Genomic DNA, 17750 nt, shown 5'->3' with positions numbered 1-17750 from the left:
TTACATTAACAAAAATACTATTGAAAGGATGATAATAGTTGCTTTCTGTAAATAGTGATGTTAAATTTATAAAGGGCGTAGGTCCTAAATCTCAAATTGAGCTGAACAAAATTGGAATTTATACAGTGATGGATTTACTTTTATATTTTCCTAGAGATTATGAAGGGGTAAATTTCGCTGAAAATATAAATAGCTGTGAAGATAAGGAAAAGATATTCATCTATGCCAAGGTTTTTAAGATTAACAGTGATATAAGGGTTAAGGCAAATATGACTATTTCCAGTGTGATCTTTCAACAAAATGGATGTAAATTCACGGCAAAATGGTTCAATCAACCCTATATAAAAAACTCCTTAAAAATTGATGATACATACTTGTTAAAGGGAATATGTAAGGTTGTAGGGAAGAACATAGAGATCACTAATCCTAAAATCATAAGAAATTCTCAGGGAGATAAAAATAAAATTATAGCCATTTACCCTCAAAAGGGTAGTATCACAAATAATTTTTTAAATAAAATAATAACAAATCTTCTAGTAGATATAAAAATTGTTGACAACCTCCCATATGATATAATAAAAAAATATAGATTAATAGATTTAGATAGTGCCATTAGAAATATTCACTGTCCTAAGGGAAGAGAACTTTTAGAACAGGCCAAGAGGAGATTGAAGTTTCAAGAGCTTTTTACATATTCAATGAAGATTCTTTGGTTAAGGGCTATGAGTCAAGCTAATTTAGGTAATTCCATTCCCATAAGTAGCGAGCTAATTAAGCTAAAAGAGAGCATTCCATTTCAGCTAACAGAAGCGCAGTGTAGAGCTATTCGGGAAATATTATTAGATCAAAAAAGTCCTTCTGTTATGAACAGGCTTGTACAGGGGGATGTGGGAAGTGGGAAAACTATTGTGGCAATTGTGGCAATGTACAATGTGGTAAAAGCTTCTTATCAAGCTTTGATGATGGCTCCCACTGAAATTCTAGCCAAACAACATTTTTCTGAGGTAAAGGAGAGATTAGAAGGTTTTGATATTAATGTGGAATTGTTGGTGGGGAGCACCACGGCAAAAAATAAAAAAATAATAAAAGAAAGGCTTAGAAATGGAGAAATCCACATTATCATAGGGACTCATGCTCTCATTGAAGAGGATGTGGAGTTTAAAAACCTTGGCCTAATAATTACTGACGAACAGCATAGGTTTGGTGTAAACCAAAGGTGTAGGTTGTCTAGTAAAAATAATAGTGCAGATGTACTAGTAATGACTGCAACTCCAATTCCACGAACTCTGAGTCTTTGCATATATGGTGACCTTGAGCAATCTATCATAGATGAGATGCCACCAAATAGAAAACCAGTGGAGACCTTTTATATAAATAAAAAACAGAGAAATAAGGCATATGGATTTGCTTTAGAAGAAGTGAAAAAAGGGAGACAGGTATACGTAGTTTGCCCTCTTGTAGAAGAAAATGATAAAATGAAATTAAGCTCTGTGGAAATTCTGTACCAGGAATTAAGAGAGACCTTTTTTAAGGGGGTGGATATTGAATTTTTGCACGGCAAGATGAATGCTAAGGATAAGGAAGAGGTTATGAATAGGTTCAATCAGGGTATAGTTAAAGTATTAGTCTCTACAACTGTCATTGAAGTAGGAGTGAATGTGCCCAATGCCACCGTGATGATTGTGGAGAATGCGGAACGATTTGGTCTATCTCAGCTTCATCAATTAAGAGGAAGGGTTGGAAGAGGAGAGCATAAATCCTATTGCATCTTGTTGCCAGAAATTAAAAGTGATCATACAAGAAAAAGAATGGAGATAATGAAAAACATTAGCAATGGATTTTTGCTAGCTGAAGAGGACATGAAGCTAAGGGGTAGTGGTGAATTGTTTGGATTTAGGCAACATGGAGATTCTGAACTCATTATTTCTGATCTTGTGGAGGACTACAATATCTTAAAGGCAGCAAACCAAGAAGCAAAGTTTATATTTAATTCAGAGGACAGCAGTTCTTTGGAATTGAGAAATTATATTGAAAATTACATAAAGAACTCTAGCAATTATATTTGTTTTAACTAGATAATTTAAATAACTACATAAATTTGGAGGTAAATCAATTGAGAGTAATAGCAGGAACGAGAAAAGGCAGAAAGCTTCTTGGCCCAGTGGGCTACGATACAACTAGACCAACACTGGATAGGGTTAAAGAAGCAATGTTTAGTATAATACAAAATCATATTATGGATGCAACGGTGGTGGATGTATTTTCAGGCACTGGAAGTCTTGGTATTGAAGCAGCTAGCAGAGGTGCCTCAAAGTGTTACCTTTTTGATAGGGACAATGTTACGTTTTCATTTTTAAAACAAAATATAGAAAATCTTAAACTTGAAGATATCTGTTTTTCAATAAAGGGCGATTCTTACGAAAGTCTAAAAATGCTTGCCAACAAAGGAGAAATATTTGATATAATTTTTATAGATCCTCCTTACGCAAAGGATATGATTCCACCAGCTATAGAAATTATTGAAAAAACAAAATGTCTTAGAGAAGATGGTATAATAGTATGTAAAATAGACAGTAGTGAACAAGTGTATGATAGCAATAAAACCATAATGCTCAGTGATAAGCGCAGATATGGCAATACCACAGTTCTCATATACAAGTATAGGGAGATTTAATATGGTAAGTGGAGTTTATCCAGGGAGTTTTGATCCAATTACTGAGGGTCATTATGATATAATTAAAAGGTGCAGTAAGTTGTTTCAACAGGTCACAGTATTAGTCATGATAAATCCTGATAAAAATTATATGTTTAATTTAGAGGAGAGAATAGAGCTTGTAAAACAACAATGTAAAGATCTACAAAACGTTAAAGTATGTGGCTACCAAGGAATATTAGTTGAATATATGAGGGCCAATAATGAAAACATAATAATAAAGGGTATAAGAAATTATAGTGATTATGAGTACGAGCAATCTATGGCTTGTATAAATAAATCTATAAATGAAAGTGTGGAAACTTTAGTTATGTTTAGTAAACCATTGTTTATGCATATAAGTTCATCCACGGTGAAGCAGATGGCTTTTCTTGGTTTACCTGTAAGCCAATACGTTTGCAATGTAGTAGAAGATGCTATAAAAAACAAAGTAAAATCAAAAGAAAAATAATACAGGGAGGTGTGGTTATGGATGTAATCGGTTTATTAGAATATTTTCAAGAGGTTTTAGATACCTCGTCTAAAATTCCCATGAGTGGCAAGGTATTAGTAAGCAAAAAGGAAATGAATGAAATAATAGATAAGATAATAGATAATCTTCCCGATGAACTAAAAAAAGCTACTTGGATTTGCTCTCAAAAGGATAAAATTATTAATGATGCTGAAGAAAAGGCTAGGGCCATTGAGCGGGAAGCTGTGGAGCTTATGAAGCAAAAAGTTAACAACCACGAAATCGTAAAAGAGGCGGAAGAAAAAGCTAAAAAAATCTTAGCCAGTGCCCAAAAACAATCTAAAGCTGTGACAGAGGGAACTAAAGAGTATTCCCTTGCACTATTAGAACAAGTGGATAATAGTATAAACACGAATTATTATAATTTTATGGACAAAGCTGAAAAGGAAATGGAATCCTTTAGGCAAAATATTGATTCATACATTAAAAAAATGAATTCAAATATTAAAGAAAATATGGAAGAAATAAAAGAGCTATAGCAAAGTAAATCATCCTAAAAAGTCAGACTACGACTTTTTAGGATGATTTTGTTTTTTAATTGAGAAAAGGACGTTAAAAACTAAAAGCAATAAGGTTAAGATTATCATTATAAAATATTTGGCTTTGTAATCTGCCTTGTAACAATAAGCCATAGTTGTAGAGGAAATATTTTGAAATAGTGTGAAATAAATTGCCACTGTAATCAAGAAACTCAGCATGCCTTGAAATAACTTTCTTATTACATATTTCTTTATAGAGAATCCATGGCTTATTACTATGCTGTAAACTTGGAGTATAATGCAAATTCCACTAAAGGATATGGCAAAGCTAATAAGGCCTAATTTAATGTATACAGGTGCATTTATAGAAGAAATAAGCATACAGCCATTTGTCAGCTCAAAAAGTGACATTAAAAAGGAGCTTATAACTCTAATAATATTATTACTTGAGATAAGTGAATTAAAAACCTGACTTTTCATTATTAAGTTATTTAAAACAGAAAATATTATAACGTATGCACCTACTTTTATGGTTACAGAAATTCCATCGTCTATGCTCATGGAAAAGGCCTTGGCGAAGGAAGGCAAAGCATTTTTATTAGTTAATAAAACAGTATTGTTTTTGTGGGAGCTATTTTTGTTGTTAAGTAAAAGTCCCATAAGTATGCAGGATAAATAATTGGACAGGAGAAGTATGATTCCGTAAAAAGAATTTTTTAAAATACTTAAGGAGACTGTCCCTAAGATAAAAAGTGGACTAGCATTTGATGCTATGTTTAAAAGTCTTTGTGCATTATCATATGTAATTTGCTTATTTTCATATAGAGAGCATGTGTATTTTGCTCCCATGGGGTACCCACATAAAAAACTAATAAGTATTACTATGGAGCAAGAAGATGGTAGCTTAAGTGGTTTGCATATAAGTGGGCCCAAGTAGGGTGCGTAAAACTCTTCCCCCTTAAAATGTATAAGAATATTGCACAAAACAAGAAAGGGAAAAAGAGTGGGGAAAAGGGCCGTTACAAAGAGTTCTAATCCTTTTGAACAGCCTTCCATGCAGGTTTCTGGATAGATTAAAACAAAAATTAAAATACTAGTTATAAGTAAAATGCCTAATTTGTTATTGTTTTTTTTGCTATTTGGCTTAGTAGTAATCAAAATAAAACCACCTTAGAATTATTATATATATTATTATATAATTCTAAAATAAATTTATTACATTATTCTACGATTAAAGGGCTTCTGTAGTAATCTTCATTGTATCTTAAGTTTTTATCCAATATAGAGTAAGAATTTGTGCCTAGTATATCAAGTTTTAAAAAATCATCTTGTTCTTTAGGTATTTTAGTTATAAGAGGGATATTACTCTTTCGCTTTATATCCGAAAGAAGCTGCCGTCCTACCGCATTAAATCCTAGAACTCTTGCATATGGACAAGGTTCTTTCTGCATATATGACAAATTAGCTAATTCCTCTGAACCTATAAAATAATTGCACAGTATTCTTTGGACCCTTGTTGTTGTATATCTTTTAGATTTGCTTTTTTCAATTATTTCACAATAGTCTTGGCAGCTTAAAATATTGGAGTGTATCTTATTTTCAAGACCTTCTGAGGCACCTGGTATGCCTACAATTTCCTTATGTACAGCTTTGTATTTTAAGTAGGGAAGCATATAGTGAGAAAATATCAGGGATTCTTTGGGTAAACTGCTTAGCAAGTTATAAGTAGAGGAAGGAAGGTATTCCTTTAAGTTTTGTATATCTTTATTATCTTGTAACAAAGCCTTACGTATGGCGGTGGCACTGGATATATGGCTTAAATTTGAAGAATTATAGGAACTCCCAACACGTTTAATAATATGAGGTATTATATTGCTCTTAAGTTTAATAAGAGATTTTAAATACTCGATACCTAGTATGGAATTTGATGAAGTTAGGATTTGTTTTAATTCTTCTGTATTGAAGTATTCACCTTTAAGCTTAAAGTATCCTTCTAATGCTTTTTCCCTTGCTGAGGCAAAGGAGATGCCGAGTTTTAGTAAGCTATGCAATGAGTTTTTATATTCTAAAGGTTCTTCTACTAAAACCATAGAAATTCTCCAAAGCAGTGGCATATTATCAATTTCACACCCAAAGCACAAATGATCCGTAACACCTAGGCTATCTAACAAAGATACAGCTCCAAAGGCGAAGGATTCCGCAGAGGCAATGGAGTAGACAAGGGGTAGTTCTATTACTAGATCTATTCCATTATTTAATGCCATCATGGTTTTGTGCCACTTATTCACCAATGAGGGTTCTCCTCTTTGAACAAAGTTGCCACTGACAACAGCTATTATGGCATGAGAGTTTGTTGTTTTTTTTGTGTATTCTAAATGAAACTTGTGTCCTAGATGAAAAGGATTGTATTCTGCTATTATTCCTGCTATGCCCATGATAAAATTGTCACTGATATGGTAGTGACACTCCTTTCAATGTATTGGTGACGAAATCTGTTCACTAATATTTATTATACCATGTTTTTATTATGGAAAACATGAAGGGATTTACTCACATCAAAGCATTTTTAAAGTATCATTTTAAATTTAAATAAGCAGATTTTTTTTAGTTGTATTTTCAATAGACAATGGCCATGAATTCATTGACATAAAAATCAAAGTATTTTATTATAAAACTGGAATACATGTATTATGAATTTTAAGTTATACCAATATATAATCTAGAGGTAATATTCATATGATATTTGTTAAAAATGAAAATACTAATCCATATTTAAATCATGCAGTAGAAGAATACATCATGAACAAGTTCCAGGATGACTGTTTTATGCTTTGGCGAAACGAATCCTGTATCCTTATTGGTAAGAATCAAGATATTATGTCAGAGATAAATACAGAATACATTAAAGAACATAATATTACCGTGGTAAGAAGAATGAGTGGAGGAGGAGCGGTGTTTAACGATTTAGGAAATCTGAATTTTACGTTCATATCAAAGAAAGCTCCTAAACAGGGAGTGGAATTTTCTACATTTACAGCTCCCATAATAGAAGCATTGTCAAAACTAGGAGTAAAGGCAGAATTGTCTGGAAGAAATGATATAACTATAGACAATAAAAAAATTTCCGGCAATGCACAATTCCACAGTAGAGATAAGGTGATTCACCATGGAACCCTTTTGTTTTCTTCTTGCATAAGCGATTTAGTAGCAGCATTAAAGGTAAAGGAAATAAAGTTTTCAGATAAGACTGTAAAATCTGTAGCCAGTAGAGTAAGTAATTTGTCGGAATATTTGAATGAACCTATGAGTGTTATTGAGTTTAAAGAATTCCTTTTCGATTATGTTTTTTCTACAAAAAACAATGGTGTTATATACGAATTGAACGAGGAAGATTGGGGTGCCATAAAAATTATTGCGGAAAATAAATATTGTACTAGATTGTGGAATTATGGCTCTTCTCCAAAATTTAATTTTCATGGAGAAAAGAAATTTCCTGGGGGTATAGTTCAAGCTAATATGTTTATTGAAAATGATATAATACAGGATATCAATATCAATGGGGATTTTTTTAGTGAAAAAGATGTGTCCGAGTTGGAAAACCTAATCAGATATAATAAATATCAATGCAATTATGTAAGGGAGGCCCTGAGAGAAATTAATGTTTCAGAGTATATGAGCAACATAAGCTTTGATGATTTAATAAATGTTATGTTTTAGTATAATTGATAAAATATCAAAATACAGGGGAGGCGAAATCTGTGCGGAGTCACTTTTAGTGTGATTCTGTATGGGGTAAAATATGAATGAAAGAAAACCACAATGGTTAAAAGTTAAAATTGGAGAAGGAACACCAGGTGCTGTTAGAAATGCAATAAAAGAGTTTGGCTTAAATACTATATGCGATGAAGCAAATTGCCCTAATAGGATGGAATGTTTTAATAAAAAAACTGCGACTTTTATGATTTTAGGTAAAAATTGTACGCGAAATTGTACTTTTTGCAATGTGACAAAAAGAGTGCCAGAGCTTGTAAACAAAGAGGAGCCACACAATGTAGCTATGGCTGTAAAAAAATTGAAACTAAGGCACATAGTAATAACCTCAGTTACAAGGGATGATCTTGAAGACGGTGGTGCACAGCAATTTGCAAAGGTTGTTGAAGAAATAAGGGCTTTAAATAAAAGTACTAGAATAGAAGTTCTTATTCCAGATTTTAAGGGTGATGATAAAGCCATTGAAACAGTTATAAATTCAAAACCAGATATTATTGGTCATAACATAGAAACAAGCCATGTGCTATATTCTACTGTGAGACCTATGGCTGTTTACGAAAGAGCTCTATACGTTTTAAGAAAGACAAAAGAAATGGCTCCTAATATACTGACTAAATCAGGCTTTATGCTAGGGCTTGGAGAGACAGAGGAAAATGTTTTAGAGTTATTAAAAGATTTGAAGGATAATAAATGCGATATAGTAACCATAGGGCAGTATCTACAACCATCTCCAGCCCACCATGCAGTTATAGAGTATGTTCATCCAGAAGTTTTTAAAAAATATGAGAATATGGCTAGGGAAATGGGATTTAAGTATGTATTTTCTGGACCATTGGTTAGGAGTTCATATCATGCTGAGGAAGTATTTGAATAAATAAAATTTTTTTGCTGCCAAAGTGGTAATTTTAGAAACTGAACACATGTTTTGCAAATTTTCTATAAAACTATGTCTTGAATTAAGGGAGTAAAAAGAGTATATTAATATTGTATGCAAAAACGAAACTCATTAATTAGGAGGATTTTTATGAAAATTTTAGTTATTAACTGCGGAAGTTCGTCATTAAAATATCAATTAATTGATATGGAAACTGAAAATGTTTTAGCAAAGGGTTTAGTAGAGAGAATTGGAGTTGAGGGATCTGTATTAACTCAGAAAACATATAAAGGTGACAAGTATGTAGTTGAGACTCCAATGAACAGCCATCAGATTGCTATAGAATTAGTTTTAAATGCATTAACTGATGAAGTTCACGGAGTTATTTCAAACATGGATGAAATAGCTGGTGTAGGCCATAGAATAGTAAGCGGAGGAGCAAAGTATACAAAATCTGCTTTAGTTGATGAAGCTGCCATGGAAAACATTGAAGAATGTTGTAAGCTAGCTCCACTTCACAATCCAGCTCACATTATCGGAATAAAGGCATGTCAATCTTTAATGCCAAAGACTCCAATGGTTGTTGTATTTGATACTGCATTCCATCAGACAATGCCAGAAAAAGCATTCATGTATGCTCTACCATACGATACATATGAACAAAACGCTGTAAGAAGATACGGTGCTCACGGAACATCCCACAAATTTGTTTCAACTATAGCAGCGGAAATGATGGGAAAAGATATAAAAGATGTAAAAATGGTTACTTGCCATCTTGGAAACGGTGCTAGTATGTCAGCTGTTGACGGCGGAAAGTGCGTAGATACATCAATGGGATTAACTCCACTTGAAGGCCTAATCATGGGTACTAGATGTGGAGATATTGACCCAGCTATAATACCATATTTAATGAAAGCTAGAAATCTTACTCCAGAACAGATGGATACAATGATGAATAAGCAATCTGGTGTACTTGGTGTATCAGGTGTAAGTTCAGATTTCAGAGACGTTGAAGATGCAGCAAAAGAAGGAAACCATAGAGCACAATTAGCTCTTGATATGTTCCACTATAGAGTTAAAAAGTACATTGGAGCTTATGCTGCAGCAATGAATGGACTTGATTGCCTTGTATTCACAGCTGGCTTAGGTGAAAACTCCATAGGATCAAGAGAAGAAATCTGTAAGGATATGGAATTCTTTGGAATCAAACTTGACAAAGAGAAAAACAATGTAAGAGGAAAAGCTGTAGAAGTTAGTGCAGCGGATTCTAAGGTTAAAATCTTCGTTATTCCAACAAATGAAGAGTTAATGATTGCTAGAGACACTTTAGAACTTGTAAAATAATGATGTAAAGTTTGGAGTCTTGACAAACTCCAAACTTTTATTAGAAAATATCTTGACATTTTGCTTTATTATTTATATAATAACTCTTGTTTACTAATACTGTTAAGGAGTATGTGTATGAAAATTGACATTTTGGAACTTATAAATGGTAAAAAGGATAAAATGGAAATACATACTGAAATAAGCAGAGATAAGTTTAATTTTAACGATAAAGAGATGACATTTTTGGGACCTATACGTTTTAGTGGCGTCATGAAGAAGAAAAAAGATAGCTACGTTCTCAAGGGAATATGTGAAGTTATTTTAACCTGTCCTTGCGATAGGTGTCTTGATGAGGCAGTTTTAAATCTTAAATTTGAGATTGAGCAACAGTACTCTACTGAAGAATTGGGCCTAGATGTAAAATTAATAGTAAATAATGTTATTGACTTGTATGAAGTAGTGGAGGAATATCTTTATTTGAATATTCCCTTACAAATCATATGCAGTCCTAGTTGCAAAGGTTTATGTAGCTACTGTGGTGTAAACCTGAATAAAGAACAATGTAAGTGCAGTGACGAAGTAGAGGGTGAAGTTTCAGAACAGGAAATAGACCCAAGGTTTTTAAAGTTAAAAAGCTTATTTAAATAATAATAAGTTATTATAAACTTCATATATAGTTTAAGGAGGTGTTTGTAGTGATTGAGCCAAAAAGAAAAATATCAAAAAAGAGAAGAGATCAGAGAAGAGCTCAAAACTTTAAGCTTAGCATGCCTGGTATAGTTGAGTGCCCACAATGCCATGAATTCAAACTAGCTCATAGAGTATGTAAGAATTGTGGATATTACAATAACACAAAAGTAGTATCTGATAACGAATAATAAGAAAGTCGAAAGACTTTCTTTTATTTTACTTCAAAACCACTGTAGTGTATGTTCAGTGTAGGTATGATATAATAAATATTAGTTATAATATAATAAATATAAGCTTATAATAAGTTGTATAGCTATAATACTTTTTAAAGGAGGAAATGCGCTAAAACTTGCGTATAGGATACATATATGATAATCGCAATAGATGGCATGGGTGGGGATAATGCACCAGTGGAAGTTGTAAAAGGCTGTGTAGAAGCATTAGATGCATACCATGATATAAAGATAATTATTACTGGTAAAGAAGAAAATTTAAAGGCAGAGCTGTCAAAATATCAATACGACAAGGAAAGAATAGAAATCCTTAATGCCGAGGAAGTCATCACTAATAATGAGCATCCTGCTATGGCAATAAGAAGAAAAAAGGACTCTTCGCTTAGCAAAGCTTTGTACTTAGTAAAAGATAAAAAAGCTGATGCTGTGGTATCGGCCGGAAGCACAGGTGCCTTTTTGACTGGAGCTACTCTTATAGTGGGGAGAATTAAGGGCATTGATAGGCCGGCTTTTGCTCCCATATTGCCGGGAAAAAATGGCGCTTTTATGGTGGTAGATGTTGGAGCAAATGTGGATTGTAAACCTGAAAATCTTGTCCAATTTGCTATGATGGGTTCCGTATACTTCAATAAAATTTTGAAGGTAAAAGAACCTAAAGTTGGCCTTGTAAACATAGGTTTAGAAGAAGAAAAAGGAAACGAACTCACAAAGGAAACCTTTAAGCGTTTAAAAGAAACAGATTTAAACTTCATCGGAAACGTGGAGCCTAGAGAAATTCCAGTGGGGGATGTTAACGTACTAGTATGTGATGGATTTGTGGGAAACACCATTTTAAAATTATATGAAGGAGTTACATCAACCCTATTTTCTATTATAAAAGATGGTATAATGAAATCTTTCAGGACCAAGGTTGGAGGAATGCTTATAAAGCCAATCTTTAAAAAGTTCAAAAAAGATTTTGATTACAAAGAGTATGGAGGGGCAGCGTTTTTAGGTACTAAGGGTATATGCATAAAGGCCCATGGAAGTTCAGATGCTAAAGCTTTTAAAAATGCTATTAAACAAGCTAAAAACAATTTTGATTCTGATGTAACGGGTACTATTAGCCATGAACTTGAAAAAATTCTTCACAAAAATAAAGAAATAGAAGAAATATAAAAAAATATATTTTTTGTATTAAAAAAATAGTTGATTAATATATATAAACATATTAATATTTATGTATAACATTATAAGTAATCTATTTGGAGGAAAAAAAATGATTTTTGAAAAAGTAAAGCATATTATTGTGGATCAACTTGGAGTTAACGAAAATGAAATTACTACTGATTCTGTTTTTACAGAGGATCTAGGAGCTGATTCCTTAGATGTTGTAGAGTTTATAATGGCTTTAGAGGAAGAGTTTGATATAGAAATCCCTGATGAAGCTGCAGAAAAAGTTTCTACAGTAGGAGACGTAGTTGAGTATATACGTTCACACGTTGACGAATAATTGGATCCCGCTTAAAGCGGGATTTAATTTAATAAAGGAGTTGCAATATGATAAAATACAGACGAGATTTGCATGAACTGGAGGAAAAACTAAACGTTAAATTTAAAAATATCGAGTTATTAGAAGTGGCACTTACTCACAGTTCTTACGCAAACCAGAGAAAACATATAAAATTTAATGAAAGATTGGAATACTTAGGTGATGCTGTACTTGGATTGATTGTAGCTGAATATCTTTTTAAACAATGCAAAGATAAGTCAGAAGGTGAGCTCACAAAGATAAGGGCACTTATCGTATGTGAAGGCACTCTATATGCAATAGCGGACAAGTTACAGATAGGGAATTTTATGCTGATGAGCAAAGGTGAAGAAATAACAGGCGGAAGAAACAGAGTATCAATTTTAGCTGACTGTATGGAGGCTATAATAGCTGCTATATATTTCGACCAAGGCTTTGAGGTGGCTAGAAATTTCGTTCTTGAAAACTTTAATGACCATATCAGTAAGGCTATTCAGAACGAGCTTATTATGGACTATAAAACTAAGCTTCAAGAATTAGTTCAAAAACAAAATGGTGGAGATATTGAGTACAAGGTTATGTCCCTGGCAGGACCTCCCCATAGACCTACTTTTAAAATGGAAGTATTTATTGGTGACAAGATATACGGTTCTGGAGAAGGTGGTAGCAAAAAAGAGGCTGAACAATCTGCTGCAAAGGAAGCTCTTTCAAAATTGAACTCAGCAAATACTACGGTTAGGGATGAGAAAGATAACCATGAATAGACGACACTTTATAATACCAGTTTTTGTTCCACACATTGGATGCCCTCACAATTGTGTGTTTTGCAATCAAAACACCATAACTGGAAAGAAAAGAAATCTTCTAGTAGAAGACATTACAGCAAAATCAGCTGAAAATATTATAGATGAGCACTTAAAAACTATTAATATGCATGATGGTGAGAAAGTTGTGGAAGTATCGTTCTTTGGTGGGACCTTTACAGCCATTCCTGTAACAAAGCAAATAGAACTTCTTCAAGTTGCGTACAAATATAAAATTCAAGGTACAATTCAACATATTCGTCTGTCTACAAGGCCAGACTACATAGACCACGAAGAACTTCAGCTATTGCAAAGATTTGGTGTAGATATAATAGAGCTTGGTGTGCAATCCCTAGATGAAGAGGTACTAAAAAAATCTGGAAGAGGACACACAGCAAAGGATGTTTACAAGGCCTGCAATCTTATAAGGGAATATAATTTTACTTTAGGAATACAGATTATGCTTGGTTTGCCAGGCGATGATTTTGAAAAGGACATAAAGACAACAGAGAACATATGTGCTATAAAACCGGATTTATGTAGAATTTACCCAGCTTTAGTTATAAAGGATACGCCAATGGAGCATATGCTTAATAGAGGAGAATACACCCCTTACACTTTAGAAGAGGCAATTGAAATTTGTTCTTTTGTATTAAGTATGCTTATAACTAGCAATATAAATGTCATAAGAGTTGGTCTTCAGCCTACGGAAGATATAAATGAAAATGCTCAGGTTATTGCCGGACCTTTTCATGCTGCTTTTAAGGAACTTGTTGAAAGTTACATTATGAATGAAGCTATATACAACCATTTAAAAGATTTATGTGAAAAAAATGTGGAGATCGTAATAAATCCTAAAAACATATCAAAACTCTATTCTAACAAAAAATATTATTTTAAAGTTTATAGGGACAAATTGCAAGTGAACTATGATGTGTTACAGAATTGGGAAATTAGTATGGATGAAATAATTTTAAAATACGGAAAAGAACAGGTCATCTTATCTATAAAAGAAAGTATGGCAAAGAAAGTTAGTTGTATTTCTTGTAGAAATGAAGAGCAGTAATAATTTTAGTGAAAGTGAGACAATTTCAGTTAGTAAGAACCGCTTTTGCGGTTTTTATACATTTACGAGGTGAGTGAAATGAGAAAAAAGCAAAGAGATAAATTAGTTAAAGTGTTGTGTGGTATCTTAGCTGGGGTTATGATACTGGCAACCTTCAGCGCATTATTAAACTTATAATGGGGAGAAAGAGGCATGCATTTAAAATCTATTGAAATTAGGGGGTTTAAGTCCTTTGCAGATAAAACAGAGCTAGAGTTAAAGGACGGCATTACCACTGTGGTTGGGCCTAATGGCAGCGGGAAGAGCAATGTTTCCGATGCTGTGCGATGGGTTCTAGGGGAACAGAGCGTAAAAAATCTTAGGGGTTCCAAGATGGAGGATGTAATTTTTGCAGGTACTGAATTTAGAAAACCTCTAGGATTAGCTCAAGTATCTCTATTGTTAGACAATGAAAAGGAAGATCTTAAAATAGACTACACTCAAGTGAAGATTACAAGAAGATTGTACAGATCTGGAGAAAGCGACTATTTCATAAATAATTCCCGCTGTAGATTGAAGGACATTCAAGAGTTATTCATGGATACGGGTATAGGCAAGGAAGGGTATTCTATAATCGGACAGGGAAAAATTGATGCTATTCTCGGGGGAAAACCAGAAGATAGAAGAATTTTATTAGAAGAGGCTGCAGGAATTGTTAAATACAAGACTCGAAAAGAAGAAGCTGAAAAAAAACTTCAGAGTACCGAAGACAATTTAGTAAGAATTGTTGATATTATGAATACTTATGAAGAAAGGCTTGTTCCTCTAAAAGAGGATATGGAAAAAGCTAAATACTTTCTTGAGTTGTCTAATAATCTTAAACAAATAGATGTAGCCTATATGCTGAACAATATTCAATCTATTGAAAAGAAGATTGAAGACTTTTTTCATGAAAAGTTTGCCGTATCTGAAATTTTAAATGGAATAGTGAGCTCTAGAGATAAGCTAAAATCACTTTTGAAGTCCAAAAAGTCGGAATTGGAAGACCATGAGAATAAAAATAAAGAAAATAGAGAAATGTATTATGGTCTTAGAGAAGACATAAAGTCTATTGAAAATGAGATTAATATTTTTCACGAGAAAATCAATTCTATAAACACTTCTTTGAAAAAAAATGATAATGAGCTTGTTAATATTGACAATGCTATATGTGGCATAAATGAAAATTTAAAAAATATAAATTTAGAGCTAAAATCACATAGGGAAAGATACTGCGAAATTGAAAGTGTCTACGACGAAATAGAAAGTCAACTATCTCAAGAAGAATGTAGAATTAAGCAAAATAACCATGTAAATGAAGAAAAATATAAAGTCTTGCAGAGTATTGGCAATGAACAGCGCAAGGCTGAAGATGCTATCAACCAATACACTAATTCTCTGAACTTAAATAAAATTAACATTGAAGAAGCTGAAGAAGAAATAAACAATTTGAACAATGCCATTAAATTAAATGAATCTACTATTTATTCCTTCAATGCTGAGGAAAAAAAACTAGTGGAAAACATAGATAAAACATCAATTTATATTAGAGAAAGTGATGCAAAGCTCAAGGACTTTAGGATAAAATTTAAAAAAGAAGAGAATGACAACAACAGAAGAAAGATCATGGTGAGCAATGAAAGCCAAAAATTAAAAATGCTGATTGACCTTGAAAATCAACACGAGGGTTACTCAAAAACTAGTAAAGCTATTATGGAAGGTGTAAGATTGCGTAAAATTCCTTCTGTTGCCTCATGTTTTCTTGTGGGAGATATTATAACTTCTGATGAAAAGCTTGAAAGGGCTATAGAGGTATCTCTTGGTGGGGCTATTTCAAATATCATCACGGATACAGATGCAGATGCAAAGTTGCTTATAGAATATCTTAAAAATAACAAGCTAGGAAGAGCAACCTTCCTTCCGCTAAACACTATAAAGGGTAAAAACGTGAACATCACCAATGAAATTAAGAGCAGTGATGGTTTTATCAATGTGGCTAGTAAGCTTGTCATATGCGAAGAAAAGTTTAGAAAAGCAATAGATTTTATCCTTGGGAATATCCTTGTAACCCACAACATGGATCAAGCTCTTAGATTGGCAAAGAAAATCAACTATTCACACAGGATTGTGACCTTAGAGGGTGATGTGGTGAATATTGGTGGTTCTCTTACTGGTGGAAGCACTTATAGTAAGGTTTCCAACGTTATGGGTAGGAAAAGAGAAATATCAGATTGCAGTAGAAATATGGATAATCTGAACAGGGAAATTGAAGTTAGCAATGCAAATCTTAAGCATATGGAAATATCTATAAACAGAGAAGATGAGAAAAATCTTGATCTAAGGGATACCCTTCACCAATTAAACGTTGAATTGGCAAGAATTAAAGAGAAAATACACAACATAGAATCTGAACAAGAAAAAGATAAAGAGAAGATATCAGCTGTAAGGCGAAAAAAATCTGAATATGAGAAGATCATAATCGATAACCTAGCATCCGTTGAAAAGTTAAAGGAAAAGCTTCTTTGCTTAGAGCAAAACAGTGAAAACTTAAAAAAAGAAGTTGAAAACAATAGCGTGGAAGTAAAAGCCATTGTAGAGAATATGGAAGAAAAAAGAAAAAACAACTTTGAAAATAAGTTAGAACTTACTAAGCTAGAAGAAAACATAAAGAGCAGTGAAGAAAAGATAAAATTTTATGAGAAGGAACTTAAGTTACAGCAGGAAAGAGCAAACAACATTCATGAGGATAAAAAACACAATTCACATGAAATTGTAAAATACCAAGAAAGTATAAAAAATAGCAATATTAAAATGGCTCTTTTCAAGGATAAACTAAGAACGTTAGAAGAAGAGTTCAAGGGAGCGGATGGGAAAGGTGTTTTGTTGAAAAACAGCATTTCTAATCTGGAAAATAGGATTGAAGACAAAAATATGGAAATAGAAGAAAAAAACAAGGAAGTAGGCAAGTTAGAGCTTCAACTTTCAAAATGTGAAAATGATAGAGAATCCATGTTATCAAAACTTAATGAAGAGTATGGCCTTACTTTTGCGGAAGCACTATGTTATAAAAATCATGATTTAGATCTTGTTTCGGCAAAAAAACAAATAGAAGATTATAGAAATTCCATAAAAGAACTGGGTATGGTAAACCTTGCTTCCATAGAGGAATACAAGGAAATCAATGAAAAATATTTGTTTATAAAAGCTCAAAGTGAGGATTTAGAGCAATCTAAGGTTGAAATAATTGCTTTAATCCAAGAGATGACCGACAAGATGAGAGCTATATTCAAAGAAAATTTTGCAGTGCTAAATGACTATTTCCACGAGACTTTTTCTCAATTATTCAAGGGTGGTAGTGCTTCCCTTATGATTGAAGATGGAGATGAACTTAATGGAAAAATAGAAATTAATGTTCAACCACCAGGTAAAAAGCTTCAAAACATAAGCCTCATGTCTGGTGGGGAAAAGGTTCTGTCAGCCATTGCGCTGCTATTTGCTATTTTAAAAATGAAGCCTACTCCATTTTGCATATTAGATGAAATAGAGGCAGCTTTAGATGATGCAAACGTGGGCAGGTATGCTGAATACCTAAAGATGTTTTCGGATAAAGTACAATTTATTGTTATAACTCATAGAAAAGGAACCATGGAGGTCAGTGATGCCATTTATGGTGTTACCATGGAGGAAAAGGGCATATCTAAGATTGTATCTCTTGACCTTAAAAAAAATGTATATAACCATGAGGAGGATTAGTTA

At 33.0% G+C, this 17750-nt stretch carries 16 protein-coding genes; 14 read left to right on the top strand and 2 right to left on the bottom strand.

Going from position 1 to position 17750, the window contains the following annotated elements:
- Window positions 1–38 precede the first annotated feature (38 nt).
- Genes recG through BUA73_RS00490 form a run of 4 tightly spaced genes read left to right on the top strand, consistent with a single transcriptional unit; the run spans window position 39 to window position 3703 of the window.
- Window positions 39–2075, top strand: a complete 2037-nt coding sequence (gene recG, locus BUA73_RS00505) for an ATP-dependent DNA helicase RecG (RefSeq protein WP_072901115.1) — start codon at window positions 39–41, stop codon at window positions 2073–2075.
- Window positions 2076–2113: 38 nt separating this feature from the next.
- On the top strand, window positions 2114–2674 hold the full coding sequence (gene rsmD / locus BUA73_RS00500) for a 16S rRNA (guanine(966)-N(2))-methyltransferase RsmD (protein ID WP_072901113.1): 561 nt from the start codon (window positions 2114–2116) through the stop codon (window positions 2672–2674).
- Between the two features lies 1 nt (window position 2675).
- Window positions 2676–3164: a pantetheine-phosphate adenylyltransferase gene (gene coaD, locus BUA73_RS00495; RefSeq protein ID WP_072901111.1), complete on the top strand. Its 489-nt coding sequence runs from the start codon at window positions 2676–2678 to the stop codon at window positions 3162–3164.
- A gap of 17 nt (window positions 3165–3181) precedes the next feature.
- On the top strand, window positions 3182–3703 hold the full coding sequence (locus BUA73_RS00490; RefSeq protein ID WP_072901109.1) for a hypothetical protein: 522 nt from the start codon (window positions 3182–3184) through the stop codon (window positions 3701–3703).
- Between the two features lie 27 nt (window positions 3704–3730).
- Here BUA73_RS00490 and ylbJ read toward each other — a convergent pair whose 3' ends face one another.
- Window positions 3731–4861 (bottom strand): sporulation integral membrane protein YlbJ, encoded by a 1131-nt coding sequence (gene ylbJ, locus BUA73_RS00485; RefSeq protein WP_084671873.1) that lies wholly within the window; start codon window positions 4859–4861, stop codon window positions 3731–3733.
- A gap of 62 nt (window positions 4862–4923) precedes the next feature.
- Window positions 4924–6138, bottom strand: a complete 1215-nt coding sequence (locus tag BUA73_RS00480; RefSeq protein ID WP_072901104.1) for a nucleotidyltransferase — start codon at window positions 6136–6138, stop codon at window positions 4924–4926.
- A gap of 301 nt (window positions 6139–6439) precedes the next feature.
- Here BUA73_RS00480 and lplA point away from each other — a divergent pair, with 301 nt between their 5' ends.
- The 10 genes from lplA to smc all read left to right on the top strand — a co-directional run bounded on the left by lplA (window position 6440) and on the right by smc (window position 17747).
- On the top strand, window positions 6440–7420 hold the full coding sequence (gene lplA, locus BUA73_RS00475) for a lipoate--protein ligase (RefSeq protein WP_072901102.1): 981 nt from the start codon (window positions 6440–6442) through the stop codon (window positions 7418–7420).
- An 82-nt stretch (window positions 7421–7502) separates the two neighbouring features.
- Complete coding sequence (gene lipA, locus BUA73_RS00470; RefSeq protein WP_072901099.1) at window positions 7503–8348, top strand: lipoyl synthase; 846 nt, start codon at window positions 7503–7505, stop codon at window positions 8346–8348.
- Window positions 8349–8498: 150 nt separating this feature from the next.
- Window positions 8499–9692, top strand: coding sequence for an acetate/propionate family kinase (locus BUA73_RS00465; RefSeq protein WP_072901097.1), 1194 nt, complete (start codon window positions 8499–8501; stop codon window positions 9690–9692).
- A gap of 117 nt (window positions 9693–9809) precedes the next feature.
- Window positions 9810–10322: a YceD family protein gene (locus BUA73_RS00460; protein ID WP_072901095.1), complete on the top strand. Its 513-nt coding sequence runs from the start codon at window positions 9810–9812 to the stop codon at window positions 10320–10322.
- Between the two features lie 47 nt (window positions 10323–10369).
- Window positions 10370–10552, top strand: coding sequence for a 50S ribosomal protein L32 (gene rpmF, locus BUA73_RS00455; protein WP_072901093.1), 183 nt, complete (start codon window positions 10370–10372; stop codon window positions 10550–10552).
- A gap of 180 nt (window positions 10553–10732) precedes the next feature.
- Window positions 10733–11755: a phosphate acyltransferase PlsX gene (gene plsX / locus BUA73_RS00450; RefSeq protein WP_072901091.1), complete on the top strand. Its 1023-nt coding sequence runs from the start codon at window positions 10733–10735 to the stop codon at window positions 11753–11755.
- 100 nt (window positions 11756–11855) lie between these two features.
- Window positions 11856–12089 (top strand): acyl carrier protein, encoded by a 234-nt coding sequence (gene acpP / locus BUA73_RS00445; RefSeq protein ID WP_072901089.1) that lies wholly within the window; start codon window positions 11856–11858, stop codon window positions 12087–12089.
- 47 nt (window positions 12090–12136) lie between these two features.
- Complete coding sequence (gene rnc / locus BUA73_RS00440; RefSeq protein ID WP_072901087.1) at window positions 12137–12871, top strand: ribonuclease III; 735 nt, start codon at window positions 12137–12139, stop codon at window positions 12869–12871.
- Window positions 12864–13976, top strand: a complete 1113-nt coding sequence (locus BUA73_RS00435; protein ID WP_072901085.1) for an elongator complex protein 3 — start codon at window positions 12864–12866, stop codon at window positions 13974–13976. The genes rnc and BUA73_RS00435 overlap by 8 nt, the downstream gene beginning before the upstream one ends.
- A gap of 192 nt (window positions 13977–14168) precedes the next feature.
- Window positions 14169–17747, top strand: a complete 3579-nt coding sequence (gene smc, locus BUA73_RS00430) for a chromosome segregation protein SMC (RefSeq protein ID WP_072901083.1) — start codon at window positions 14169–14171, stop codon at window positions 17745–17747.
- Window positions 17748–17750 lie beyond the last annotated feature (3 nt).

The sequence above is a fragment of the Hathewaya proteolytica DSM 3090 genome (genome assembly GCF_900142225.1).
GTDB classification, from domain to species: Bacteria; Bacillota; Clostridia; order Clostridiales; family Clostridiaceae; genus Hathewaya; species Hathewaya proteolytica.
The sequence above is the reverse complement of the archived record's forward strand: the minus strand, read 5'-3'. Positions and strand labels throughout refer to the sequence as shown.

Bases quoted from the DNA above. Each gene is read 5' to 3' on its own strand.
- coaD (WP_072901111.1), top strand. From the start codon at position 2,676: ATGGTAAGTGGAGTTTATCCAGGGAGTTTTGATCCAATTACTGAGGGT.
- BUA73_RS00490 (WP_072901109.1), top strand. From the start codon at position 3,182: ATGGATGTAATCGGTTTATTAGAATATTTTCAAGAGGTTTTAGATACC.
- BUA73_RS00480 (WP_072901104.1), bottom strand. From the start codon at position 6,138: ATGGGCATAGCAGGAATAATAGCAGAATACAATCCTTTTCATCTAGGA.
- lplA (WP_072901102.1), top strand. From the start codon at position 6,440: ATGATATTTGTTAAAAATGAAAATACTAATCCATATTTAAATCATGCA.
- lipA (WP_072901099.1), top strand. From the start codon at position 7,503: ATGAATGAAAGAAAACCACAATGGTTAAAAGTTAAAATTGGAGAAGGA.
- BUA73_RS00465 (WP_072901097.1), top strand. From the start codon at position 8,499: ATGAAAATTTTAGTTATTAACTGCGGAAGTTCGTCATTAAAATATCAA.
- BUA73_RS00460 (WP_072901095.1), top strand. From the start codon at position 9,810: ATGAAAATTGACATTTTGGAACTTATAAATGGTAAAAAGGATAAAATG.
- plsX (WP_072901091.1), top strand. From the start codon at position 10,733: ATGATAATCGCAATAGATGGCATGGGTGGGGATAATGCACCAGTGGAA.
- acpP (WP_072901089.1), top strand. From the start codon at position 11,856: ATGATTTTTGAAAAAGTAAAGCATATTATTGTGGATCAACTTGGAGTT.
- rnc (WP_072901087.1), top strand. From the start codon at position 12,137: ATGATAAAATACAGACGAGATTTGCATGAACTGGAGGAAAAACTAAAC.
- BUA73_RS00435 (WP_072901085.1), top strand. From the start codon at position 12,864: ATGAATAGACGACACTTTATAATACCAGTTTTTGTTCCACACATTGGA.
- smc (WP_072901083.1), top strand. From the start codon at position 14,169: ATGCATTTAAAATCTATTGAAATTAGGGGGTTTAAGTCCTTTGCAGAT.